Genomic DNA, 24,791 nt, shown 5'->3' with positions numbered 1-24,791 from the left:
CACACCACCCCGGACGTGAAGGCGTGGCTGGCGAAAAACCCGCACGTCCACTTCCACTTCACCCCCGTCGGCTCCTCCTGGTTGAACCAAATCGAGACCTGGTTCGGGATCATCACCCGACAGTCGATCCGCCGCGGCACCTTCTCCAGCATCCACGTCCTGGTCAAGCAGATCCGCGACTACATCAACTCCTGGAACGAGAACGCGAAACCGTTCACCTGGACCGCAACCGCCGGGGAGATCCTCGCCAAGGTCCGGCTCGTCCAGACCGCCGTGAAGAAACTCGTCAACAACAACTCGAACTGACACAAACCAGATCACCAGACACTAGCTGCGTGCAGGGATATCGGTGAGAAGTAACTCGCCGACAAAGCCACCTGGGCGAGTGCGGCCTTCAGCACACGCAGATGATCCTCGACCGTGTTCGCCCCAGCGTTGCCCGGCCGCAGCTCCATGGCCAGACACTCATCGGTGTCCGCACACCAGTCCGCCAGCGGGTGGAAACCGAAGGTGCCCTTGAACGTCGGCGCGGTCTGTTCCTTCTTCGACGCGGCGGTGATGATCGTGGCGTCCATGTCGACCACGATCCAGCCCGCAAGGCGCCGACCTGCCACGGTCAGCCAGGGGAATCCGCCTGGCCGCAGTGTGAGCAGCGACCACACTTGCCGGCGCACCCGCCGCCTCGCCTTCGCGATCCGGACCAGCGCCGCCTCGTCCAGCAGGGCGAGCAGACGGCGGAGCGTGGAGTCCGAGGCCGCCGGGCCCAGGACCGGCCGGTGATGCAGGCCGAGTTGTTCGGCAGCTCGCTGTCAACCGCCCAGGGCGAACAAATGGCTGTTGGCAGCCTTCGCGGCGGCCGCGAATTCGGGTAGCTCGTGGACAGTAACCCCAGCAGTGTGCAGGGTGCGCAATCCTCGGCATTCGGGGACGAACAGGTCAGGTTCTCGCCAGGCTGTGATGACGCGCCGAATGCCAGCCGCGATGACAAGCTCGCTGCAGCAGTAGGGTCGGGACAGACGGCGGCCACACGGCTCCAGCGAGGAGTAGAGGGTTGCGTGGGTGAGGTCAGTGTCGACTGGGAGCTTGTCCAAGGCCGCTTCCTCTGCGTGGTGCAGAGGGCTGAGTTCCCGGCTGTAGCCGCAGGAGATCTGTCGGCCTTCTTGATCGACCAGGATCGCACCGACCGAGAAGGCAGTCGGAGAGGGCGGGCAAATGTGTGCCAGCTCCACGGCGCGGCCGAGCCAATAGGCGTCGAACTCGGGCGGGCGCGGGGTCATGCGGAGATCTCCTCGAATCTGTAGCGGGCGACCACGACGTCCCCGAGCAACTCGGTGTCAACGGCACAAAAGCGATGGCGCGGTCCACCGGGGAACGCCGCGGGGTGCAGAAAACGCGGTGCGTTCGGTTCGGGTGGTCAGCACCACCTTGCGGGGGTGGGACCGGCCTACCAGCCGCGCGGCGCTGGCGACGGTGGGCAGCATCGCGTACGGTCAGGCCGGGACGGTCCCGGAGCAGGGTGGTGGCGCCGATCAAGATTGCGTCCGATCGAGCGCGCAGCCCGTCTACTCGTGCAAGACCTTCGGGGCCGGAAAACATGAGCCAGTCTGGGTGCAGGTCGCCGAGATAGCCGTCCACGGAGACCGCTGCGCCGCGGATCACGTGGGGACGGATAGAGGGTTGTGTAGTCTGATCCAGATCACGGTTCATTGGCCACCGTCCTGGGCCTGGGTACCAGACGGCGCGCCGGACCCGGCGACTGGGATACCGTCCTTGAGTACCAGGAAGCGGGGGCGATGCTCGGCGACCGCCTGGCCCAGGCTACTCGCGTCTAGGACCACGAGGTCTGCAGCGCTACCGGGGGCCAACCCATAGTCAGGCAGGTTCAGTGAACGAGCGGCCGACCAGGTTGCTGTGCGCAGAGATGTCGCGATCTGGTCGTCGGTCCGTAGAGAGCTGCGCTGCGCGAAGATCTTGGCATGTTCCAGCATGTCGCCATTGCCGTAGGGGTTCCAGCGGTCACGGATACCGTCGGTGCCGAGTGCGCAGGTAACGCCAGCTGCGTCGAGTTCGGGCAGCAGCGGTACCGGATCGTCGAAGTTGGCGCAGGTATGGACAGCGACCCCAGACTCGGCGAGCAGCTCGAGGATGGGGGCTCGATCGGCAGGCGAGCCTTGTCCCAGGGCGAACGCGTGGCTGATGGCGACTCGGCCGTGCATGCCAAGGGCGGCGGTGCGGTCGGCGATCAACCGACACTGCCACAAGCCGAGTGAACCGTCATCATGCAAGTGGATGTCTACGCGAGCCTCGAATCGCTCGGCCAGGTCGAAGACAATGTCCAGATGGCTCACTGGGTCATCGTCGAGTCCCGCCGGGTCGAGTCCGCCGACAGTCGTGGCTCCCAGCCGCAAAGCCTCGGCCATCAGTTCCCGGGTGTGTGTTTCGGCAAGCAGGCCGCTTTGCGGAAAGGCCACTTGTTCTACTGCGATCAGGTGGCTCACTCTGGCGGCGGCCTCCGCAACGGCGGTCACGCCCCGCACGTCGATGCTCGGATCGACGTCGCTGTGCGTGCGCACGTGGGTGGTGCCAGTGGCGGACATGCGGCGTAGCAGGGCCTCGATTCGGTCGGCGGAAGGAACACCCATCGCTTCGCGCTGCTGACGCTCGTTCGTGATCATCTCAGCAAGCGATCGGCTGGGAGTGTGCGGCTGCCAAGGAGCTGTCCACAACGATTTGTCCAAGTGGCAATGGGCGTTGATCAGGCCAGGCACGACCACTCTGCCGTCTAGATCGATCTGTAGATAAGCAGGGTATGGTTCGGAGACCTCTGACGCGGCACCGGTAACGCTCACCTGCACAATCCGGGTACCTGCGAGAAGCAGATCGTACAAGTCTGGCTTCCCTGGGAGGCGGCCTCGCCGGAGCAGCAGGGACGATCTCACGTTCGTTCATTCCTCTTCTGGGAGCAGCGCGAGCCCGGCAGCAGCTGCATGGAGCAATGTCGGGTTATTGGTGTTGCCGTATACCCGAAGGCAAGCCTCGGTCAGCTTGATGGCGTGCTCGTCGCCATTCGTGACCGCCTGGTCTGTTAGGTCCGCTGGGACCGGAGGGTTGTCTGCAGGGAGGGGCTGGATCGGGGTCGTGGGGGCGTGGGCGGTGTAGAGGGCCGCGGCGAGCTGCCAGAGGTGGTCGTGTGTGTGGCGTTGCAGCTCGGGGGGTAGCAGATGGAGTACTGAGCTGGCAGCCACCGGTGCGGTGACCGCATGGACGAAGGCCGTGGGCCACTGCCGGCCGTAGGTGACGAAGAGTTCTGCGAACATCTCGGCGAGTTCGGTCATGCCTTGGTCAGGAGAGGCCGGAGAGTGCAGCGCGCTGACTGCTTCAGGGAATCCCGGGACTACGGAGAGTGAGTCCAGGCGGTCACGGATCAAGCCCGGGTGCACCCCGTTCGGATGCAGGGGCAGTCGGCAGACGGCCTGGCGCAGGCTTAGGCACCCAGTGGCAGCCGGGCTGCCAGGAAGCTCGGTGTATCGCGCCGCCCAATACGCTAGTGCGCCCGCCAGTTCGCGAAGACGCTCGTCCGACGGGAACTCGGCCATGGAGCGTAGGGCGTGCGAGGTGCGGATGATGCCGTGGGTCGCGCCGGCGGCCACACCAGGCAGTAGGCGTGACCACCATGTTGTTGCGGTAGTCAGCCAGTTGTTTTCGGAGAGTTCGGCGCGAAAGAAGAGCTGCCAGTCAGTGACTCGACGAACGTCACCGAGAGCCCGCCGCCAGGTTGCCCGCTCAATGGGCTGGAAGCATGCTGGCTGGCTGTCGAGTTGCGGAAGGTAGCCCGACAGCCACGGTTGCACGGCGTCAGGCCGGCCCAGCGCCGTGAGGGCCTCGATCACCATGGGGCCGTGGTTGGTCAGCGTGCCGGTGTACTCGGGTCCGGTATGCCGAAGGCGGTGCAGCCCCTCGTCCAGAACCGATATGTTCACGGAGGTCATCTAAGCGGTATTTCAGGCGAGGTTGAGGGTGTGACCGGCCATTGCGGACTTGTCACGCAGGTACCGCATATTGTCGGGGTTGACGTGCGACCGCGTCGGCAGGACCTCAATGACATCGATGCCATACTCGCGCAGCTGGCGCACCTTCTCGGGATTGTTCGTGAGCAGGCGGATCCGCTGTACCCCGAGGGTGAGGAGCATCTGGGCAGCGACTGTGTATTCCCGCTCGTCCGCACCGCGGCCGAGCATCTGGTTCGCCGAGAAGGTGTCGACCTGGGTGTCCTGAAGGACATAGGCATCGATCTTGTTGTAGAGGCCGATGCCGCGGCCTTCCTGGCGCAGGTACAGGATAATACCGCCGTCGCGGGCAATCGTGTCCATCGCCTCGTCGAGCTGAGGGCCACAGTCGCAGCGACGCGAACCGAACACGTCACCGGTCAGACACTCGCTGTGGATGCGAACGAGGGGGACCGCGTGGGGTGCTTCTACCGCGACAGCGACATGCTCGCGACCGTCAACGAGGCCGCTGAAGCTCGTCAAGGTTGCACGCACGTGGCTGGTACGGGGGTCGGTCACCCGCTCGAGTCCGATCGGTACCTGGGCACGGATGGTGGCGGAGGCAACGGGGGTGCTTGCGGTGGTGCCGGTCATCGTCTCTCTCCTTAACGGACGGACCTTGCGGGCCCACAGGTCGATCGGCGTTGTTATCGAGGTAAGCATGTCGCTGCGTATGCTGCTGGATAGAAGGGGCACCCGACGGGGCGACTCTGCCTGACGGCAGGTCAGGAGAACTGCCGAAGCGATCTTGAGGAATCCTTCGGGATCGACTTGAATCTACCGGCACACTCGGGAACATGAAGGTCCTCAAAAAGGGGACCTAACAGGGACACGCCGACCGCGTAGCCGAGCCTGAACTCCCGGAGATTCTTGCGGAGTTCACAGCCGGAATACACGTCGTCGCCGGCGAACCAGCGGGCCCTGACCCCCAGGGCGGTTGCACGGTTGGGGCGCATACTGACCTCGGCGTTTTAGGGTCTGTCCGGTCTGTCGAGGGCGAGCCCCGTGCCTGCGAGGAATCCGTCGAGGACGGTTGCCGATACTGCAGTGCCTTGAGTCGTCTGCGGAGCAGGGTCTCGAGGCTGCTGAGGGTGCGGGCTGCCAGGTTGGCCAGACTCCGTTTGATGTGTGCCCACAGGCCCTCGACCGGATTGAGGTCGGGTGCGTATCCGGGCAGCAGCACCACGGTCAGCCACTCAAGCTCGGCCACGAGTCCCTGCATTGCCTTGGAGACGTGGGTGTTCAGCCGGTCCCACACCACGATCAGCGGGGCTTTGAGCAGGTGGTGGGCGCCGTCCAGCAGGCGGATGTAGTCGTTCTCTCCGAGTGAGCGGCGCTCGCCCTTGCGGCCGGTGTGCCGGCACAGCCGGTAGCACAGGCGGGCGGGCAGGCCGGGCTGGTAGCACAGCAGCCCGGCCACCGACAGGCGGCCCCGGCTGCGGCCGGGGACTTTCACGGTCGGGCGCAGGTGTCCACCGAGCAGCAGAAGCGGCTGTCCCAGCTGGGCATCAAGCCGCTTGAGACGCCTTCTCCCGCCCCGGCGGCCAAGCGTGCGACGAAGGGGCGGCAGGCATTCCAGCGCGGCCTTACCGCCCTCGCGCAATGGGTGGAAAGGGAAGGCGCCCACCGGCCCGTACCGCGCACCAACGTTGAGGAGATCACGGTCGACAGCGAGGCGAAGCCCGTGGCTGTGAAGCTGGGCGCGCGGGCCTCGAACACCCGCGCGAGGCGCGACAAACTCACCCAAGAGCAGCTGGACACACTCCGGGAACTGGGCATGCAGTAGGTGTGACGCCGAGCGTTGGCCGGTGTGCGGGATGCCGGGGAAGCGGCGGGTAGGGACCGGTCGTTCAACGGCTCCTGTTCTCTTCTCGGATCATTCGCCGAAGGCAGGAGCGTGCTGCGCCCAGGTCGGCCTCAGGACTCGTCACCCGGCTGCGGAGCGCATGGGTGTCTCCGGTGACCCGCCGAAACATGTCCTGGAGTTGTTGACTGTCGCGGGTGAGCTCGTCCACGCGTTCGGTCAGGTCCGCGCTACTGAGGGCGTTCGCGGTGGCATGCGGTGATCCTGAAGAGCGTGAGCATCAGCAGCGAGCACCCCGTGGCCACAGAGCGGATCTTGCAGAAGTGGAGTAGAGGCGGTCGAGCCGCCGACTGTCGAGTGCTCGTGCCCTCTCCCGGCTCCACGGTCAGAACTGGCAGACGCCGGCCCGCCGGCACGGGGGCCAGCGGGCCGAACGCGATCAAGCTCGCACGGGGAAGCCGCAGGGGCTGGCCGTATGGATCTGCGGCCCCCATGCGCGACGCTCGGGGGGTGCGCACGTACGATGTCCGGCGCCGGTTCCAGGCCGAGTGAGGCGTGCGGTGTGAACGGTGTGGCGTGGCTCAGTGCTCGCAGAGGGAGAACTCTCGCTCGTAGAGCTGCTCGTTGTGTTCGGCGACGAAGAACTTCCGTTCATGCATGAGCTGTTCGCGGTAGCCCTTGGCCTGCTCCAGTGTCATGGTCGAGGTGTCGGACCATGGCTGCTGCGGCGGTATGTCGGAGGTCGAGACGATGTGGTTCGACGGGTCGACCAGGAAGAACGCAAGGATTTTGCGGTGTCCCGGCCGGGTGGGGTCGGCGAAGCGGAACGAGCCGACGCGGTGCTGCAGGATGTTCGGGAACGCCAGGCAGCGGCCCGCCGGTGTCGATGCCGAACCAAGGACCTGGTTCAGCGGGTCCTCGTTGTCCAGGCCGTAGACGTCACTCACGCCGGTGTCGTCGTTCTGCTCGTAGCCCGGGTCGTCGACCGCGGCCCGGAAGCTCAGCCGGCTTTGGGTGATGTTCTCGCTGTCCCAGTAGTAGATGGCGGTCGAGACGATCCGCTCGTTCATCATCCCCTCGACATGCCAGGAGCCGCCGGCGTACTCCGGCTTGTCCGGGGTGAGTTGAATGGTGGCGAGCTTTGCTATGACCTGGAGACGCCGACCGCGCAGGTCAACCCGGGCGGTGTCGTCGGGTGCCGTGGGAGCCCTGAACTCCGGGGCGTCCGGGACGACCGGGCGGCGGTTGGCCCACCAGTCGTCCATGGCTTCCTGATATGCGGCGTACGCGTATGCGTCGTCGCTTTCGGGGGCGACCGGCTCGCTGTCGTCGTACCAGGAGTACGGATCCGCCTCGATCCGCAGGGGCCGCGGGTGGCGCAGGTCGGTGAGTACGTTCTCGAGGAGCGGGAGCATGCGGCCGAACAAGTCCGGTAGTACGGGGGCAAGTTCGCGGTGCTCCACGGGGTGTACGTTGTTGACGTACGAGAGGAAGGAAACGTCGCCGTCGTCGCCGACCTTGACGTCCGTGGGCAGCCACTGGAACTTCTCCGAGAATTGGTACTTCGTCCAGTCGTTCTTCGCTGGGCTTTTCCATGCCCGCTCGGGTCCGCCGCTCACCTCACGTACGTTGCAGAACAGCGAGGGGTGAACCAGGTCCAGTACCTGGCCGTCGGATCCCGGATGCCAGTCCTGCTCCGCTTCGGGGACCTCTTCCAGAATCCGGACCGCCTCACGCAGCCGGGACCTGAGCTCGTCGTCGACCAGTGCGTCCGACTGCCACACGCCGTCGACCGCGGACACCTCGATGCCCGTACGCCCGTCCCGCAGCTCGGCGTAGTGCGCGAGTTCGGCGAGCACATAACGAATCTGCGCCTCGGTCATGCCCTGATCGGCCGCTTCCTGCGTCCACCTGGCGACGATTTCGGAGTCCTTCATCTTGGTGAACCAGTCCGGCTTCGACCGTATGTGGGCGCTGCACTCGATCATCTCCAGTTCCCGGCGGGTTCTGGGCGGCGCCATCAACATCGAGTGGGACGCGGGGAAGGGCAGCGGGAACGCGGCCAGGTCAGTCAACTCTCCAGGTCCTTCCAGGTGGTGCGTAGTGGCGGGAAGGCTACTTCAGGGGACTGACACACCCCCGTACCGCACAGCCGCTCCATGCTGTTGAGTGCCGCTCAAGGTGAGCATGGGGGTTGCCGTTCAAAATGAGCATGACGAGCGGGCAATCCGGCCACTGATTGGCCGAGTTGCTGCTCACCCTGTCACTGGGATGTTCATCGTGCCGAGCGGCCTCGGCATGCGCAGCGGCACAAGGTGCTTGGGAGGGTTTCCGGACGTGCTGACCTGCCGCGTGGCGGGCGGTCAGTCGCTGGCGGCCGGGCTGACGAGCTGTCCTCCGGTGATGATGTTGGCCAGGTGCCAGGATGGCGCCGTGTGCAGGCGGGCGCCGGGGTCGGCGAGACGGGGCCGATGCAGCAGGAGGCGGTGGCGCTGGGCGTCGAGGGTCGCCAGGTAGTCGATGCCGCTGGCCGGGCCGGGACGACCGGTGCCCGACGGCCTGCGGGCGAGGGCCTTCTCGGCGGCGATGAAGCGGCAAGGACCGCAAGCCATGGAGCAGCACGAACGTCCGAGATGGTCACGGTGCCGCCGGGTACCACGACCACGAACTCCACTCACCCCATCACTATCCGGAGTGACACATTCCAACCCCTCAGCATCCTCATCCTGAGGGGCAATCAACACACGGTGGCCGAGGCCGGTAATCGAATCGGCCACCCGGAGTGCACCCGTCAGCTCTACGACGCCTGCGGAAGGCCGTTCAGCAGATCGTCAACCTGTGCGCGGGCACGGCTGTACCGGATGGCGATGGCTCGTGTCAGTCGTATGCCGATTCGGGTCAGTTGGGTGCCGAAGGGCTGGGATACCTGCGACCAGGACAGCAGGCCGTGCTGTCCCGTACTCGGCGAGAGGGGCCGCGTGTGCCGGGAAGTCCTGGCGAGCATCAGCAAGACAGCCCGGAGGCCGTGTTGGCCGCGTACGAACCCGCGAAGCCGATCCCGGCGATGATCAAGGCCCCGGTCACCACAACACCGATGAGGAGCCGGTTGGGCCCGGGTGAGTACCGGCCGCACACCGTTCCCTACCGCAGTCACTTCTGCTGCCACTCCCCTGTCATGTCACTCTCTGAGCAGGTCTCACACTTCCATGGTTCGCCGTGCGATGGGGCTGCCGAGCTAGCTCCGTTCTTCGCGGGTAGCTCGTTCAGGTCTGCGGCCAGCTGGGGTGCGTTGGTTCCAGGCCGAGGAGGTCCAGGAGATGGAGCTGGACGTCGCGGCTGCTGACGATGGTGGGCGGGTCGGTGGCATGACCGACTCGACGTCGTAGGCTGGAGAGGTTGTAGAGGATCATCCGGCCGGTGGGGCTGACCATCTGGGTGCCGGGATACAGCCCGGGCATCTTCAGGTTGCGTCGCCCCCGAGGGCCCGGCGGACCTGGCGCTCGATCAGGCAGAACACGAGCAGGGCCAGGCAGATCACCGCCACCGGTGCGGCGACTGTCTTGTTGTCCTGCACGAAGACGGGGGTGACGGCCAGGGGGCCCTTGAAGTCGCCGTAGCGGCGCTCGACCGTGCCCTGCTGGCCCTTGCGGCGCCGCAGCCCCTCGGCAGCGTCGGCCTGCTTTGGGGGGGAGGGTGGTCAGCAGCGCGTACCAGCCGCCGCGTCTGGAAACTCCACGCCATCGGCCAAGGCTGGACCGACGGCCTCGACGGACTCGCCCGAGCCCACGGCGTGAACGTCGAATAAGTGGTCACCGAGCCCGTGCGTGTGGTGATCGACCGGGCCCTGTATCTGTCCCGGGACTGGGTCGCGGACGAGGAACGCCGCGAGGTGGCCGACGTCCCGGAGGAAATCATGTTCGCAACCACACTGGAGCAGACCGCCGCCATGGTCAAGAACACGCTCGACCTGGGGGCCAGGCCCCGCTGGTTCGCTGGCGGCGACGTGTATTCCAGCCGTGAACTCCGCGAGAACTTCCGGGAGTTCGGGCTCGGCTACGCGGTCGGCATGTCCCTGCCAGGTCCCCTTTTTGAGGGCCCTCATGTTCCCGAGTGTGCTGATAGATTCAAGTCGATCCCGAAGGATTCCTCAAGATCGCTTCGACAGTTCTCCTGACCTGCCGTCAGGCAAAGTCGCCCCGTCGGGCGCCCCTTCTATCCAGCAGCATACGCAGCGACATGCTTACCTCGATGGCATGCGCGGGACCCGTCAGTTCCTCAAGCTTGGCACGACCGTCCAATTGGCATTGGCCCTGGCGGTCACACGGAACGGAAAGGGTCCCTCGCCTTCCCGTAGTGGAGGAACCCCATGCACGAACTGCGCGCAACCTTGGTCCGTGGCGGCACCAGCAAGTGTTGGCTCTTCAGTGCGGAAGACTTCCACGAAGCGATCCTCGCCACCGGCCTCGACCGGGACCGCATTCTCACCACGGCCTTCGGCTCCGCGGACCGCCGGCAGCTCGACGGCGTCGGAGGGGCCACGGCCACTACGTCGAAGGCGGCGATCGTCCACAGGGCCGTGACATCCGACGCAGACGTGGAGTACGAATTCGCCCAGGTCGGCATCGGGGACGAGCGGGTCGAGTGGAACAGCAACTGCGGCAACTGCGCGACCGCCGTGGCCCTGTACGCCGTGCACGCGGGGCTGGTCCGGGTAGCCCATGGCAACACGACCGTGCGCCTGCGGCACTCTCGCAGCGGTGCCCTCCTGACAGCCGTGATCCCCACCCCGTACGGGATCGCCCCGGACGAGGGTCATGTCGTCGTGCTGGGAACAGAGGCCCTGGGCGTCCCGGTGAACCTCGGCTTCGAGAGCCCGGTGGGGTCGAGCACCGGACACCTGCTACCCACCGGCCGTCCGGTCGAACTGCTCCAGCCGGCCGACCGCGACACCGAGCCGGTGCCCGCCACCCTTGTGGACGCTGGAACTGCGGCCGCGCTGATGGACGCGGAGGCGTTCGGCCTAAGCGGCAGCGAGACCCTGGCCGAATTCACGAGCGTCGTCCCGCGGCTGACGGAACTGCGTCGCCGGGCGGCACTCACAATGGGTCTGGTCGGACCCAAGGACCCGGTCCTCCACTCGATACCCAAAGTCGGCGTCGTCGGCCGACCCCGGACCTACCGCACCACCGGCGGTCAGCTCGTGCGGGCCGACGAGTACGATCTGGCGGTACGCATGGTGTCGATGCACGCGCCGCATCCGGTCATAGGCCTGACCGCCGCGGTGGCGGTGGCCGTGGCGGCGAGAGTGCCGGGCAGCGTGCCGGCCCGCCATCTGGTCGACCGGTCAGCCCCGGGTCATCTGCGGCTGGGCACACCCGCCGGGGTCCTCACCGTGGACATCGAGAGGGCAACATCCGGACGCGTGCGGCGCGTCATCCTCCACCGGGCCGCGCGACGTATCGCATCCGCCACCTTGTGGGTGCCGATGTCGCGCCCCACCGCACTGGCCGGGCACGCTGCCACCGGCCAGCCTGCCGTCAGGCGGCGCGCCAGGATGGCAACCGCCGTTTCCGCCACGCCGTCGCGCTGAATCGAACGGAAGAACCCATGTCGCTGGAGAACATCGCCGCCGCCATGCAGCGCCAGGCCGACGCATGCGAGCGCTTCGGCTCTCCCCTTTACGCGGCGCTGCTGCCTCGCATCGCCCAGGACATCCGCGCGGACGGACCTTGCGCCGAGGCCACCATTGCTCGTGCGGCCCGGCCTACCTTTGACGCGATCGCCCTCCGGCTACTCAGCGCCGTCCACTATCTCGCGCTTACCGGCCGGGCCCCTGCGGTGGCCGCCCACTACCCCAGCACGGGGGGTAGCTTCGATCCTGCCGAGCCGGACGCTTGTTGGCCAGCCTTCCGGGCGGCGGTGTCCGCCTATCCGGCGTGGATACGGCGCTGGATGACCCGACCGCCGCAGACCAACGAAGTCGGCAGGGCCAATCTCCTCATTGCCGGGCTGCTGTGGGCCACGGCCGCCCATCCGTTGCCCGTCCGCCTCTTCGAGCTGGGCGCCAGCGCTGGACTCAACCTGCGGGCGGACGACTTCCTCAGCGCACACGGCGAGACGACCTGCGGTCCGGCGAACTCAGCGGTGCGCCTGGACCCCGCGTGGGAGGGAGCAGCCCCCGAATGGTGGCTGCGGACCGCCGCTGAACATCGCGCGCTCACCGTCACGGAACGGCGCGGATGCGACCTGTCCCTCATCGACCCACTCTCCCCGGACGGCGCGCTGACCTTGCGGGCTTACGTCTGGCCCGACCAGACCGACCGCCTCGCGCGCCTTGACGGCGCTCTGCGGGTCGCGGCCCGAGTGCCGGCCCGCGTCGACCGAATGGGCGCCGCGGAGTTCCTCGCGTCCGTTCAACTCAAGCCCGGCACCGTTACCGTCGTCTGGCACTCCATCATGCGGCAGTATGTGCCGACCGCCGAGTGGGGCCAGGTGGAACGGGAACTCCTGCGGCTCGCCGGGCAGAGCACCTCGGAAGCGCCCTTCGTCCACCTTGGCTTCGAGCCGAACCGAGTCGGTCACGACTCCCGCTACCAGCTGATCGCGCGGCGCGGCCACACGGCGACCGTGCTAGCCACCGCTCCTTCGCACGGCCTCCCGGCCCGCGACGCTGGGGCACCTCAACCCCGTTGACATGCGGTGGCGGAGCGAGGCCGCCGACCATCAGAGGGTCGAACCTGGCCGTTGTATGCCCCCAGAAACATGCGAGAGCCCGATCCACGTCGGCTGGCCGGGACGAACCGGCGTCACTCACGGGAAAAGCCGGGTCAACGAGCCCCGCCCGTCGGCGTCCGGAGCAGCGGTAAGCAGTAGCAGGCGAAGCTCTCTCCCCACCAGCCCGTTACGGAGGGGAACGTCTGCGGTTCGACGCCTATTGACACGGCAGCTGCAGATAGCTGCTGGTGTGTTGTCTGTTCATGGTGTGGTGTCGGCGTATGTGTGCCATCGGCGGTGGCAGAGGCGGGCGCGGTGTTGATGGCGGCGGTGCCAGGTGGACCACCACAGCAGGTGTTCGGGATCTCGTCGGGGTGGCGGAAGGATCAAGGCCCGTAACAGGCGAAGGAGTTCGTGGCTGCCGAGGGGGACGAGGTCGGCCTCGGCGGGATCGTTCCGGCCGGTCTGGGCGGTGCGTTCGAGGGCGGCGGTGACGGCCAGGAGGGCGTGGACGACCAGGGCGATCACGCCCCAGCGATGCCAGGAGTTCCAGCAGGTGACCTGGCCTTTGTCGAGGTGACAGGTCCCTTTCGCGTCTTGGACATCGTCTTCCACTCGCCATCTGCGGCACACCAGTGACACCAGTCGCGCCAACGTCACCGGCCCGGGGGCGAAGCCGCGGTTGCAGGACAGGGTGCGGGTGTAACGGTGCCGGCGGATGAGCAGCACAGACGTCGCCGTGTCGCCCTCGCGTCCCTCAGGAGGGTCGTCGGCAGTGACCTCGATCATTGCCCAGTCGTAGTCGACCGGTCACTCAGGATCTGCACGCCCGCGGCGACCGGCAGAGACTCCCGTCCGGTCAGGTCCAGATCCACGTTCCCGGCGATCCGCACCACCGCGTCCGGCGTGTCGATCGCCTGCACGAACAGGTCCTGCTGACTGTTGGAGTTGATGAAGAAGGCCGGCGCCGCGGCGGGGGCGGCGGACGCCACCGGACCTCCACTCAGCAGAAGCCCCAAGGCGAACGCCACGGCGCCGCCCAGGGCCGAGCGCCGATGGCCGAAAAAGAAAGCCCACGACTGAGTCCCCTCCGAAAGAGTGGTCGTTTGGATGTGTCGCTGTCAGGTAAGCGTTCCAATCCGTGCCGTCCCGTGCCATCGCGTTCCCCCGGCCGTCCGGCGTGGTTCCGGCACCCGGGCCTCACACGATGTCCACATCTCGTGCAACTTGTGACTGTTCCCCCGCCACGGCCTCTGCGCTAGGCTCACTGGCCGTCGTCCCCTGCCTGTGGCAAGGCCACCGATCACGACCGACACGGCGGTCCGGCCGGCTTCCCCCTGGCGTTGTCGAGTGCACCCAGGAGAGAAGCACAGCCGTGAACAATGTCGATGCGCCCGTGCGGGACGCGCGCGGTCCGGCCGGGCCGGACGTCCCGCGGCCCGGTGAACTTCAGACCCTGCTCGCCGAGGGCACCATCGCCGTGGTCGACGACGGTGATCTGCGCACCGGCCGGGACCGCTTCGAACGCGCCTACCGGATCGCCGAGTCGATGGGCGATGAACGGGCGATGGCGGTGGCCGCCCTCGGCTTCGGCGGCCTGTGGGTGCACGAGCACCGCACGGTCGCCGGCTCGGTACTCCTGGAATCGCAGATACGCCGGGCGCTGGAGTTGCTGGACCCGCAGTCCTCCCTGGCGCTGCGGCTGCGGATCCGGCTGGCCGGGGAGGGCGACTACCGTCACAGCGACAACACGGCGGTACTGTCGCTGCTCGAGCAGGCGAGGTCGCGGCAGAATCCGATGGCGCGTGCGGAGGCTCTGAGCCTGGCCCATCACTGCCTGATCGGCCCGGAGCACGGCGCACTTCGCCGGGAACTGGCCGCCGAGCTGGTCGCGGAGAGCTTCCGCACCTCCCGCCGCAGCGATCTGCTGATGGGCCTGCTGTGGCAGACGGTCGACATGTTCCTGGACGGTGACCCGCACGCGGAACGCTGCCTTGCGGGGCTGCGCGGCCTGCTGGCCGAGCAGGACCATCTCGCGGTGGGCTTCGTCGTGAGCGCGATGGAGGTCATGCTCGCCGTCCGCGCGGGCCGCCTCGACGAGGCCGAGGACCTGGCCAGGGCGTGCACCGAGCGCGGGGTCGCCGCCGGTGACGTCAACGCCACGGTGTGGCAGGCCGCCCAGCTGGTGACCATCCGCTGGTACCAGGGCCGGGTGGTCGAACTCGTGCCGCTGCTCAGCGAAGTGGTCAACTCCCCGACGCTGAGCGCCGTGGACGATCACGCCCAGGCCGCGCTGGCGGTGGCCGCGGTGACGGCCGGGGACCGGCGAAAGGCGGTCAGTGCGCTGGCCACGCTGTGCGGCCGCGACCTCGGCGACCTGCCGATGTCGAGCAGTTGGATGGTGACGATGCACGGTGTCGCGGAGGCCGCCTATCTCCTCGACGACACCGTCACGGCGGCGCGGGTCTACGAGTTGCTGAGTCCGTACGGTCACCTGCCGATGGTGGGCAGTCTCGCCGTCGCCTGCTTCGGCTCGGCCCACCACGCGCTGGGGGTCGCCGCGTTGACCATGGGAGACATCGACCGGGCCGTGGCCCATCTGCGGGACGCGGTACGGCAGAATCTCGCCCTCGCGCACTGGCCCGCGGTCACGGCCTCCCGGGACCGGCTCGCGGAGACGCTCGTACGGGCCGGCCGGCAGACCGAGGCCGACGCTGTCCGCCAGGAGTTCGCGGTGGCTGCCGAGGAGGCCGCGCCGGCGCCGCCGGAGATCGACAGGCATGACGGCGAGGGTCCGCAGGGCGAGGACGGGCAGGGGCAGCCCGCGGCGTTCTGTACCCGGCTGGGCCGCAAATGGCGGATCGACTTCGGCAGGCGCAGCGTCCTGGTGGAGCACAGCGTGGGGATGCTCCACCTGGTGGTGCTGATCGCCAACCCGCGCCAGGAGATCCGGGCCGTCGACCTCGTGGCGGGGCTGACCGCGCTTGACGGGGCCGCCGAGCACACGGCCCTGTCCGGGCAGCCGGTACTGGACCGGGTGGCGACGCAGGAGTACCGCAACCGTCTTGCCCGGCTGCGCACCGAACTGGACGAGTTCAAGGCGGCCGACAACCATGAGCGCGCCGCCGTGGCGCAGGTCGAACATGACTGGCTGATCAGCCAGCTGGCGGGTGCCACGGGCCTGGGCGGACGCGTCCGCCGCTTCCCCGAGGGCGAGGAACGTTCCCGGGTCGCGGTGAGCAAGGCCATCCGCCGGGCGCTGGACCGGATCGCGGCAGCGGATCCGGTGATCGGTGAACACCTGTGGCACACGGTGCACACCGGGGTGCGGTGCTCGTACTGGCCCGCATGACGTGTGCCCGGCCCGCGGTCCCGGCTGGATCGAAGGGCTCGCCGCCTCGCTCGGCACCCCGCCGGGCACCGGCAGGGCCTGAGACGCCGAACCGGGCGCTTCAGCTGCCCGCGGCCGGGTCGTGTGCTGCGGCGGTATCCGTGCCGGTGTCCCGGCTCTGGATCGTCACGGCCGCACGGTGCCGTTCGGTGAGTACGGTCCGTACCGCTCCTCGTGCCACGCGTTCGGGGCGATGCAGCACGTCGATGGGCGGCGGGCAGGTACGCCGCTGAGCGGTCCGAGGACCGGGGCGGGATGCGGACGGGTCGTCCAGCGCGGTATCAGAGCCAGGCCGCCCCCGGCCGCCACGGTTTCGGCGACGACCGCGAATTCGTTGATGCGATGCACGATGTCGAGCCGTCGGTTCGCGGCGGCCGCGATGGCGTCGACGGTGGACATGAGCGGGAAGCCGTCGTGCACGGTGATCCAGGGCTGGTCCGCGACATCACGAGGAGTGACGTGCTGCTTGGCGGCCAGCGGGTGATCGGCCGGCATGGCAATGTCGAGCGGTTCGCGCAGCAGGGTGACGGCGGTGATCGTGGCCGGCCACGGGGGCTCGTGGTCGAGGTGATGGGCGAGCACGAGGTCGTAGTCCCGGGTCAGCCGGGGAAACAGGTGCCGCGCCACGTCCTCGTCAGCGGGCGAGAGCCGAGGGTGCCCGGCGGCGGCCCGACGCAGAAGAAGCGGGAAGAAGGCCGAGGCCGCGCTGTGGAACGCCGCCAGTGACACCTCGACGTCCGGCCGGTCGACGAAATCGTCGATGCCGTGCCGGGCCTTGGCCAGCACGGTTTCCATCTCGATCGCCACTCCGGCCAGGGCCTGACCCGCGTCGGTCAGCACCAGTCGGCGTCCGTCACGTTCGGTGAGCGGGACGGGGATCGAACGTTGCAGCAGTCCCAGCTGCTGTGAGATCGCCGAGGGGGCATCAACAGCGCGTCGGCCGCGGCGGTGACGCTTCCCAGCTCACCGACCTCCCGCAGTGAAGAGAGCCGCTCTCGCCTTCAAGGTTGCGATGGTGCAGCATGGGAGCGTGATCCAAGTCCGCCGCACTGACGCAGTGCTTCTCCTGGTAGCCGTCGTGTGGGGTTCCAGTTTCCTCGTCGCGAAGACGGCGGACTCCGCCCTCCCGGTCGTGGTGGTGGCAAGAGGGTGCGGTGGCTGATGAGGCAGAATCTGGCGCGGCCAGGCATCTGCCGCCTGATCAGCCATTCTTTCGTGCTGAGGCCCTGAGCCGGGCCCTCGCCGCGCGGGAGGCGAAGTCCCGGCTACGGCTGCGTCGTGGTATTGGTCGATGCCGGAAGTCAGCGGAGAGGGCCGGCTGAGAAGGCGGCCGGTCGGGGAGCGAAGTGGAGCCATGACGGGGATGGACGCACCGGCCAAGGACGATCCAGGCCCGACGGGATTCGGCGCCGAGCCGGCGAGCGACCCGGAGACGCTGCTCGCGGCAGCCACCCGGGCGCTCGTTGTCGAGGGTGACCTGCAGACCGGTCGGCGGCGGTTCGACGCGGCCTACCGGATCGCCGAGTCGACGGGTGACGCACGGGCGATGGCCGTCGCGGCGCTCGGCTTCGGCGGTCTCTGGGTCCACGAACACCGCACTGTCGCGGGTTCCGCACTACTGCGGTCGCGGCTGCGTCACGCGTTGTCGCTCCTCGCACCGAACTCCCCGCTCGCTCTGCGGCTGCGAGTCAGGCTTGCCAGCGAGACCGACTACCGGGCCGGTGAGCACGCCTCGATACTCGCCCTGCTCGACGAGGTCAGGCTGACAGCCGACCCGGTGGCGCGGGCGGAGGCCCTCAGCCTCGCCCACCACTGCGTGCTCGGCCCGGACCACGGCGCCTTACGCCGAAAACTGTCGGTCGATCTCGTCGCGGAGAGCTTCCGCACCGCACGGCACAGCGACCTGTTGATGGGCCTCCTCTGGCAGACGGTCGACCTGTTCCTCGACGGCGATCCGCATGCCGAGCGCCGCCTGGCCGAGCTGCGGGACCTGCTGGTCGAGCGGGATCACCTCACGGTCGGCTTCGTGGTGAGTGCGATCGAGGTGATGCTCGCCATCCGGGCGGGCCGCCTCGACCAGGCCGAGACGCTGGCACGTGCCTGTGCCGAGCGCGGGGCGGCCGCCGGTGACGTCGACGCCACGGTCTGGCTGGAAGGGCAACTGCTCACGATCCGGTGGTACCAGGGGCGCGTCGCAGAACTGCTGCCACTGCTCGGGGATCTGGTGCATTCCCCCAAGCTCAGCCCGGTGGACAACCATGGTCTGGCTGCACTCGCGGTGGCCGCGGCGGTGGCCGGGGACCGGCGCAAAGCGGTCGGCGCGCTGGCCATGCTGTGCGGCCGCGACCTTGCCGACCTGCCGCGTTCGAGCAGCTGGCTGGTGACGATGAACGGCATCGTGCAGGCCGCATACCTGCTCGACGACGTCGAGACGTCGGCACGGGCGTACGACGTGCTGAGCCCGTTCGGCCACCTGCCGATGATGGGCAGCCTCGCCGTCGCCTGTTTCGGCTCGGTGCAGCACGCTCTCGGGGTCGCGTCGTTGACCACGGGAGATCTGGACAGGGCCGTGGAGCACTTCCACGCGGCGGTGCAGCACAACCTCGCGCTGGCGCACTGGCCCGCGGTCATGGCCTCCCGGCAGATGCTCGCGCAGGCCCTCGCCCGCCGGGGCCGGCCGGACGATGCCGCCGCCGGCCGGCGCGAGCTGGCCGCCGCCACGGAGGAGGCCGCGGCACTTCAGGACGCCGGGCGGCCCGGCGATCCGGAGGAAGAGCCGCCGGAGGCGGAGGCGACATGTGCCCGCCGGGGCCGGAAGTGGCGGATCGGTCTGGGCCGGCGGAGCATGCTCGTCGAGCACAGCATCGGGATGTTCCATCTCGCGGTGCTCATCGCCAACCCGCGTCAGGAGATCCGGGCCGTCGACCTGGTGGCGGGGCTGACCGCGCTCGACGGTGCCGTCGGGAGAAGTGCCCTGTCGGAGCAGCCGACGCTGGACCGGGTAGCGGTAGATGAGTACCGGCGCCGCCTGACAGGGCTGCGTTCCGAGATAGCCGACCTGGAGTCGCGGGACGAACACGAGGACGCTGCCGGCTCCCGCCGCGAACACGACTGGCTGGTGACCCAGCTGGCCGGTGCCGCGGGACTGGGTGGGCGCCTCCGCCGCTTCGCCGAGGGCGACGAACGAGCGCGGATCGCCGTGGGCAAGGCGATCCGCCGTGCGCTGCAACGGATCACGGATGCCGACCCGTTGATCGGCGAACACCTGCGCCACACCGTGCACACCGGACTACGGTGCTCCTACTGGCCCACGTGACGTACGACAGGGACTTTCCCGTACGCACGGTAACGGGCCTGCTCGGGTCCCGTGGTGCGGGCCGCCGGCCGGCCCTGTCCCGGGTGAAGAACCCGTTGGGCCCGCCGGCGGTGGCGCACCGTTCCCGGTCAACCGCCCGCCCAGTACCGCGTTCGCACGCCGCGGCACCAGCGGATCGGCGTCGGCCGCCCGGCAGTCCCGTGGGCGGTCCGCGTCACAGCGCGATCAGCGTCTGCCAGGTCGTGGACGCGACGGCCCCGTCCGCCGGCAGGCTGTGGGCGGACTGAAAGGACTGCACCGCGCCGCCGGTGGACGGGCCGAAGGCGCCGTCCATGCTCAGCGCGGCTCCGTGAGCGTTGAGCTGGCGCTGCAACGCCGTCACCGCGGGCCCGCTGCTGCCCTGCTGCACGGCAACGGCGAGGGCCCGCCAGGTCGCGGGTCCGACGATCCCGTCGGCGGGCAGACCGCGGCTGGACTGGAAGGACCGCACCGCGCTGCCGGTGGACGGGCCGAAGGCGCCGTCCACGCTCAGCGCGGCTCCCCTGGTGTTGAGCAGGTACTGCGCGGTCCTGACCCGCTCACCGCTCGCCCCCTGCTGAACCACCGGCCAGCCGGCGCTCGGAAGCGGCGTACCGCGGCCGGCGGGCAGGGAGAAGGGAGTGGGCAGGAGCAGCTGTGTGTTGCGGGCGTCGGCCGTTCCACGGCGCTTGCCGATGCCGGCCGCCACCGCCTGGAGGTCGTTGGCCGCCAGCTCGCGGCCCAGCGAGGCCAGCGCGGCGGGGGTGCTGGTGTCCCCGTTGCACGACAGCGGTGCGTCGGAGTCGACCATGGTCGTGAAGATCGACAGGATGCCGCCGCCTTCGGCGATCTCGAAGATCCGGCTCTGGATGGGCCAGTCGATGTGCGACGCCGTGTTCACCTCCCAGAAGCCGTTGCCGATGACGGACGGCCAGGAAGACTTGTGGGCCGAGATGTTGTTGGTGTGGGTGTGGCCGTCGACCATGAGGATCACATTCGGGAAGCGCAGCAGCAGGTCGCGGAGTTCCGTGCCGCCGTACGGGGACCCGCTGTCCGTGTTGTCCATGGAGTCGAGCGTGTGATGGCAGCAGATGACGATGAGTTTATCGGTCACGCCGGGCTGGGTGACGACCGTCCTGGCCTTAGTGCCGTCGGAGTCGTCGAGTTCGTAGCGTGAGCTGTTGGCCCTGAGCTGGGCGTTCAACCAGTTCCACTGGTCCGTGTCGATGGCGCCGTCGGCACCGCCGCTGGTGTTGGTCGTGTCCAGCACAAGGAACTGGAACACGTCGCCGGTCCCCGAGGGAATCGCGTAGTAGCCCTTGTCACTGCCGGAGGTGAAGCCGTGACCGCGCGGGACACCGGTGGTGTTGAAGTGCTCCGCGATGAAATCGCTCCGCGCGAGCAGCCGCCTGGACGGGTCTGCCGTCACATGGGCGGTCTGGAGGGTGAACTCGCCCGTCAGTACGTCCTCCAGCAGATCCAGATAGTACGTCGCGGTGTCGTCGAAGACGTCCGGGACGCCCTCGATCTCCGTCAGTTTGGTGGAGCCGGTGGCGATGCTCTTGAGCGGGTCGAAGGGGAGAATGTCGATCGGGACGTTGCCCTGGACGAGCGCGTCATGGTTGCCGTAGGCGGCGTACCAGGGCATGCCCAGCCCGCTCGCCGTGAACGATCTGCGGGCGGCATTCAGCAGGCCGCTCACGACGGGAAAGCCGTGCTGGGCGTTGTTGTCGGGCGGAGTCTGCCGTGCTTCCGGATGCCAGTAGTGGGTCTCCGTCCCGAACTGGCCGCTGGCCACGCTCTCGTCCTTGGTGAGGTCACCGGAGTCCGGGCGCACCGTGTTGCCGTCGAGCAGGTCGATGTACCAACGCGACTCGTTGTACTGGCAGTTGTCGACCGCGTCGCCCGTGACGACGGTGAAGGCCAGCGGTGTGCTCGTCCGCGGGCTGCGGAGGACCTGCCGGACGGCTCGGCACATCGCGTCGGTCGTCTGTGTCGAAAGGAATTCGTGCGCGCGGTACGCCGATTCGGTCGGGTACGAGTTGTAGTGCGGAGGTCCGTAGTCCGCGAGCCGGTCCAGGCACTCGACCCGCAGCGGCGACTGGTCGTCGACGATGTGTAGGTCGGACATCTGGGCGAAGGCGCTCAGCGACCGGGTGACCTGCGGCGAGGTGGCGAGGGTGAAGTCGTTGCGGATGATGTGCGGTTCGCCGGGCCCGGCGACCACGCCGTGGTATCCCAAGCCCAGGTCGGGACCGACCTGCAGGGTCTGGTCAAGGGTGGTGAGCCCGAATGCGGCACCAGTGCCGAGAGGCGGCGATGCGGCACTGGCGACGGCGCGCAGACCGCCGGCGTCGATGGCCGCGGCCACCAGAGCCACTCCGGCAGCGGTCAGGATCCTGCGTCGGGAGATTGCCATGTCGATTCCTTCGGTGTGGGGGCGTGACATGCTGCGAAGCCGTCGTTCGCCCGTCCCGCACCCCGTTGACTGCGGTGGAGTCCCGAGGGGGCCCGTGACGGGAGGTTGCGGGGAGGCGGGACCCCGCGCAGGTGGAGGAGCGGGACGGGCCAGGTGTTGCCGGACCTGTCACAGCCCGACGAAGGTGTGAGTGGCGCGCAGCTGGAACTGGCAGGACTCCCAGGCCGACCAGGTGGTGCTGCTGGGGTCGGTCTGCGTGCAGTGGTACAGCGTGCCCGTGTCGTCGACAGCGAACAGTTCGATCTTCCCGGCACCGTTCCGCTCGGCGGAGACGTGGCGCATCCGCAGCGTGGTGGTACCGGACTGCGTCGGCATCTGGGCCCAGGACTGCCACGTGCCGCTTGCCGGGGCGGTCTCGAAGCGGCGGAAGAGCTGCCCTTCGGGATTGGTGCCGAAGATCGCCAGGCGTCCGTCGAGGTCGCGGGCCATGTCGATGGAGTCGAGGATGCCGTCGACGGGCAGCACCCCACCCCACTCGCTCTCCGTCTGCGCGTTGGGGACGTTCATCTTGCGCTGGATGAGGAGGCCGTCCTCCTTGATGGCGACCAGCACGGCGCGCCCGTCGGCGCCGGTCTCGACGGCGAGCTGGATCGCGGTGCCGCCGAGCTGGGTCCAGGGAGTGAACCAGCCGTTCGAGGCGGTGTCGTCGTTCAGGAAGTCCTGCCAGCGGTGGCGGATGGTGTTGTCGCTGCGGGTCGCGTAGACCTGCATGCCGCCCCACTGGTCCTGGACCGCGGTCGCCGAGGTGAAGCCGGAGTCGAACTGCTGCGGCGCCGTGTAGGTGCTGCTGCCCGCGCTGGTCTGCGCGCGACGGGTGACGTAGCGGTTCTGGTCGATGGCGAACACCTCGACCCGGCCGTCCTGGTGGGTGCTGGCGGTGACGGACTGCCATCCCGGACCACTGGCGAGCTTCGTCCAGGCCTGCAGGCTGCCGCCGGCGGTCTGCTGGCTGGTGTTCCACAGAATGCCCTGCGCGTCCGTGCCGAACAGCTCCAGCCGCCCGTCCTTGTTGCGGGCCGCGGCGACCGGGGAACCGAGCGGATGCGGAGCGTGCAGCGGGAAGGGGGCCGGCAGCAGCAGCTGTGTGTTGCGGTCCTGGTTGACGCCCATGCGGTTGGTGATGCCGTGGCTCACCTCCTGCGGGTCGTTGGTGGCCAGCTCCCGTGCCAGGGAGGCAAGTTGCGCGGGGGTGCTGGTGTCACCGCCGAAGGAGAGGGGCGCGGCGGGGTCGACCATGGTGGTGAAGATCGAGATGGTGGCGGGCCCGGCGGAGGAGCCGAACTCGCCCGCGTTCTGCGCGTCGGGGCTCGCCATGATCTCGATGATGCGGCTCTGGATCGGCCAGTCGATGTGCGAGGCTGTGGAGATCTCCCAGAAGCCGCCGGAGATCGGGCTGGAGGCCGGCGTCGGATGGGGGACGATCCTGTTGGCGTGGGTGTGCCCGTTGACCATGGCGATCACGTTCGGGTAGCGCAGCAGCAGGGACTTGAGTTCGTCGCCGGTGTGCCGGTCCCCGAAGATGCCGCCGAAGACGCCGTCGTCGAGGTTGTCCATGGTGTTGAGCGTGTGGTGGCAGAACAGGACGTACATCTTGTCCTGCACACCGCTCTGCGTGACGATGCGGTTCTTTGTGTCGATGTAGCGCGAACTGTTGGCCCTGAGCTGCTGTTCCAGCCAGTTGAGCTGATCGGTGTCGATCGACCCGCCCGCGGCACCGGAGCCGAAGCCGTCGGTGTTGGTGTTGGTGGAGTCCAGGGTGATGTAGCGGATCAGGTCGCTGGAACCGGACGGGATCGCGTAGTAGGCCTTGTCGATCCCGACGCCCTGGAATCCGTGACCGACCGGCAGGCCGACGGTGTTGAAGTGGTCCTGGATGAACGCCTTGCGGGTGAGCAGCCGCCGGTTGGGGTCCGCGGCGACCCGGGTCCCCTCCAGGTCCCAGGCGACCATCAGCTTGCCGAAGGTGCCGAGGTCGCTGTAGTTGTCCGGCAGGTCGGCGGAGGTGCCGGTGGTCTTGGACGAGCCGACCGTCATGCCCTGCACGTCGACTAGGTTGTTGTCGATGGGCTCGTTGCCCTGCCACAGTCCGTCGTGGTTGCCGTACGCCGCGTACCAGGGCATGCCCAGGCCGTGGGAGACGAACGGCCGGCGGGCCGCACCCACCACTCCGCTCGCGTCCAGCAGGCCCGGAACATAGGGGAATCCGAGCCCTGACGTGCCGGTGTACTGGTTGCCCGGCACCTGCTGCGGGGGCACCGACGGGTAGTAGTAGTGGTTGTCCCCGGTGCCGCCGCTGGTCAGTGCGCCGCTGGAGAAGCTCTGGTCCAGGCCGATCTGGCCGGAGTCCGGGACGATGGTCTGGCCGCCGTCGAGCAGGTCGATGTACCAGCGGTTCTCGTTGTGCTGGCAGTTGTCGATCGCGTCGCCGGTGACGATGGTGAACTGCAGCGGCTTCTTGCTCCGCGGGCCCGTGCCGATCCCGGCGATGGCCTGGCACATCGCGTCGACGACCTGGGTCGAGAGGAACTCGTGACCCCGGTAGGCCGAATCGGTGGGGTACGAGCCGTAGTGCGGGGCGCCGGCGTCAGCGTAGCGGTCCATGAACTCGAGGCGGGCCGGCGACTGGTCGTCCACGATGTGCAGGTCGGTCATCTGCGCGAACGTCGCCAGCGCCATCGTCGGAGGGCCGAAGCGGGACCACAGGTCGGTGCGGACGGTGTGCGGCTCCCCCGGCCCTGCGACGAGCCGCTGGTACCCTGCGCCCTGGGCGTAACTCGCCCGCTGCACCGTCTGGTCCCACGTGGTGACCACCTGCACGTCCGATGCGGAGGCGGCCGCCGCCTTGCCGGTGCCGACCGAGGTCGCGGCTTCGGCGGCAGCGCGGAAACCGCCCGGGTCGATAGCTGCCGCCACCACGCCCACTCCGGTCGTCGTCAGTAGCATTCTTCGCGAGATACCCACGCCATGTCTCCCAGGAAAGGTCCAACCTCGTCTCCTCTTCCGGCGTTCCATTCCGTTCCGCC

Annotated in this window: 17 protein-coding genes and 6 pseudogenes; 8 read left to right on the top strand and 15 right to left on the bottom strand. The window is 68.3% G+C overall.

The window, feature by feature from the left end; all coding sequences use genetic code 11:
- Positions 1 to 306, top strand: a pseudogene (locus tag AB0L95_RS35750) (IS630 family transposase); the annotation flags it as partial.
- Positions 307 to 374: 68 nt separating this feature from the next.
- Here AB0L95_RS35750 and AB0L95_RS35745 read toward each other — a convergent pair.
- The 7 genes and pseudogenes from AB0L95_RS35745 to AB0L95_RS35715 form a co-directional block, all read right to left on the bottom strand.
- Positions 375 to 800: pseudogene (locus tag AB0L95_RS35745) on the bottom strand (transposase); the annotation flags it as partial.
- 9 nt (positions 801 to 809) lie between these two features.
- Positions 810 to 1,277 carry a dCMP deaminase gene (locus AB0L95_RS35740; protein WP_365169392.1) on the bottom strand — a complete coding sequence of 156 codons (468 nt, stop codon included), beginning with the start codon at positions 1,275 to 1,277 and terminating at the stop codon, positions 810 to 812.
- A gap of 220 nt (positions 1,278 to 1,497) precedes the next feature.
- Positions 1,498 to 1,707, bottom strand: a pseudogene (locus AB0L95_RS35735) (dihydrofolate reductase family protein); the annotation flags it as partial.
- Entirely contained in the window at positions 1,704 to 2,939 is a 1,236-nt protein-coding gene (locus tag AB0L95_RS35730; RefSeq protein WP_365169390.1) for an amidohydrolase, read from the bottom strand. The pseudogene AB0L95_RS35735 and the gene AB0L95_RS35730, both read right to left, overlap by 4 nt.
- A gap of 6 nt (positions 2,940 to 2,945) precedes the next feature.
- Positions 2,946 to 3,989, bottom strand: a complete 1,044-nt coding sequence (locus AB0L95_RS35725) for a questin oxidase family protein (RefSeq protein WP_365169387.1) — start codon at positions 3,987 to 3,989, stop codon at positions 2,946 to 2,948.
- A gap of 12 nt (positions 3,990 to 4,001) precedes the next feature.
- Positions 4,002 to 4,640, bottom strand: coding sequence for a GTP cyclohydrolase II (ribA, locus tag AB0L95_RS35720; protein WP_365169384.1), 639 nt, complete (start codon positions 4,638 to 4,640; stop codon positions 4,002 to 4,004).
- Positions 4,641 to 4,866: 226 nt separating this feature from the next.
- Positions 4,867 to 5,304 carry a transposase gene (locus AB0L95_RS35715; protein ID WP_365169397.1) on the bottom strand — a complete coding sequence of 146 codons (438 nt, stop codon included), beginning with the start codon at positions 5,302 to 5,304 and terminating at the stop codon, positions 4,867 to 4,869.
- Positions 5,305 to 5,508: 204 nt separating this feature from the next.
- Here AB0L95_RS35715 and AB0L95_RS35710 point away from each other — a divergent pair.
- A pseudogene (locus AB0L95_RS35710) lies at positions 5,509 to 5,832 on the top strand (helicase associated domain-containing protein); the annotation flags it as partial.
- A 599-nt stretch (positions 5,833 to 6,431) separates the two neighbouring features.
- Here the strand turns inward: AB0L95_RS35710 and AB0L95_RS35705 are convergent.
- From AB0L95_RS35705 to AB0L95_RS35695, 3 genes are all read right to left on the bottom strand, one after another.
- Positions 6,432 to 7,925 (bottom strand): DUF4246 domain-containing protein, encoded by a 1,494-nt coding sequence (locus AB0L95_RS35705; protein ID WP_365169381.1) that lies wholly within the window; start codon positions 7,923 to 7,925, stop codon positions 6,432 to 6,434.
- A 288-nt stretch (positions 7,926 to 8,213) separates the two neighbouring features.
- A complete protein-coding gene (locus AB0L95_RS35700; protein ID WP_365169378.1) occupies positions 8,214 to 8,462 on the bottom strand; it encodes a hypothetical protein in 249 nt (82 codons plus the stop codon).
- A 651-nt stretch (positions 8,463 to 9,113) separates the two neighbouring features.
- Positions 9,114 to 9,308 carry a hypothetical protein gene (locus tag AB0L95_RS35695; protein ID WP_365169375.1) on the bottom strand — a complete coding sequence of 65 codons (195 nt, stop codon included), beginning with the start codon at positions 9,306 to 9,308 and terminating at the stop codon, positions 9,114 to 9,116.
- Positions 9,309 to 9,655: 347 nt separating this feature from the next.
- On the opposite strand from AB0L95_RS35695, the gene AB0L95_RS35690 reads away from it, so the two are divergent.
- The 3 genes from AB0L95_RS35690 (at position 9,656) to AB0L95_RS35680 (ending at position 12,543) form a co-directional block, all read left to right on the top strand.
- Positions 9,656 to 10,024, top strand: coding sequence for a transposase (locus AB0L95_RS35690; RefSeq protein WP_365169372.1), 369 nt, complete (start codon positions 9,656 to 9,658; stop codon positions 10,022 to 10,024).
- Positions 10,025 to 10,216: 192 nt separating this feature from the next.
- Positions 10,217 to 11,440 (top strand): PrpF domain-containing protein, encoded by a 1,224-nt coding sequence (locus AB0L95_RS35685; RefSeq protein ID WP_365169369.1) that lies wholly within the window; start codon positions 10,217 to 10,219, stop codon positions 11,438 to 11,440.
- Positions 11,441 to 11,457: 17 nt separating this feature from the next.
- Positions 11,458 to 12,543, top strand: coding sequence for a DUF2332 domain-containing protein (locus AB0L95_RS35680; protein ID WP_365169366.1), 1,086 nt, complete (start codon positions 11,458 to 11,460; stop codon positions 12,541 to 12,543).
- Positions 12,544 to 12,825: 282 nt separating this feature from the next.
- On the opposite strand, the gene AB0L95_RS35675 is transcribed toward AB0L95_RS35680, so the two are convergent.
- Positions 12,826 to 13,353 (bottom strand): hypothetical protein, encoded by a 528-nt coding sequence (locus AB0L95_RS35675; protein WP_365169363.1) that lies wholly within the window; start codon positions 13,351 to 13,353, stop codon positions 12,826 to 12,828.
- Positions 13,350 to 13,556 (bottom strand): hypothetical protein, encoded by a 207-nt coding sequence (locus AB0L95_RS35670; protein WP_365169360.1) that lies wholly within the window; start codon positions 13,554 to 13,556, stop codon positions 13,350 to 13,352. Before AB0L95_RS35670 ends, AB0L95_RS35675 begins: the two co-directional genes overlap by 4 nt.
- A 383-nt stretch (positions 13,557 to 13,939) precedes the next feature.
- Between AB0L95_RS35670 and AB0L95_RS35665 the strand changes: the two genes are divergently transcribed.
- Positions 13,940 to 15,916 carry a hypothetical protein gene (locus AB0L95_RS35665; protein WP_365169357.1) on the top strand — a complete coding sequence of 659 codons (1,977 nt, stop codon included), beginning with the start codon at positions 13,940 to 13,942 and terminating at the stop codon, positions 15,914 to 15,916.
- A 100-nt stretch (positions 15,917 to 16,016) separates the two neighbouring features.
- Here the strand turns inward: AB0L95_RS35665 and AB0L95_RS35660 are convergent.
- Positions 16,017 to 16,935, bottom strand: a pseudogene (locus tag AB0L95_RS35660) (LysR family transcriptional regulator).
- A 50-nt stretch (positions 16,936 to 16,985) separates the two neighbouring features.
- Between AB0L95_RS35660 and AB0L95_RS35655 the strand changes: the two are divergent.
- A pseudogene (locus AB0L95_RS35655) lies at positions 16,986 to 17,096 on the top strand (EamA family transporter); the annotation flags it as partial.
- Positions 17,097 to 17,309: 213 nt separating this feature from the next.
- Positions 17,310 to 19,271, top strand: coding sequence for a hypothetical protein (locus tag AB0L95_RS35650; protein ID WP_365169354.1), 1,962 nt, complete (start codon positions 17,310 to 17,312; stop codon positions 19,269 to 19,271).
- Between the two features lie 214 nt (positions 19,272 to 19,485).
- Here AB0L95_RS35650 and AB0L95_RS35645 read toward each other — a convergent pair whose 3' ends face one another.
- Both AB0L95_RS35645 and AB0L95_RS35640 read right to left on the bottom strand, forming a co-directional pair.
- Entirely contained in the window at positions 19,486 to 21,708 is a 2,223-nt protein-coding gene (locus AB0L95_RS35645; RefSeq protein ID WP_365169351.1) for a TIGR03767 family metallophosphoesterase, read from the bottom strand.
- A gap of 168 nt (positions 21,709 to 21,876) precedes the next feature.
- Entirely contained in the window at positions 21,877 to 24,711 is a 2,835-nt protein-coding gene (locus tag AB0L95_RS35640; RefSeq protein WP_365169348.1) for a TIGR03767 family metallophosphoesterase, read from the bottom strand.
- Positions 24,712 to 24,791: the final 80 nt, after the last annotated feature.

It is taken from the genome of Streptomyces sp. NPDC052036, assembly GCF_040680495.1.
Taxonomy (GTDB): domain Bacteria; phylum Actinomycetota; class Actinomycetes; order Streptomycetales; family Streptomycetaceae; genus Streptomyces.
The sequence above is the reverse complement of the archived record's forward strand: the minus strand, read 5'-3'. Positions and strand labels throughout refer to the sequence as shown.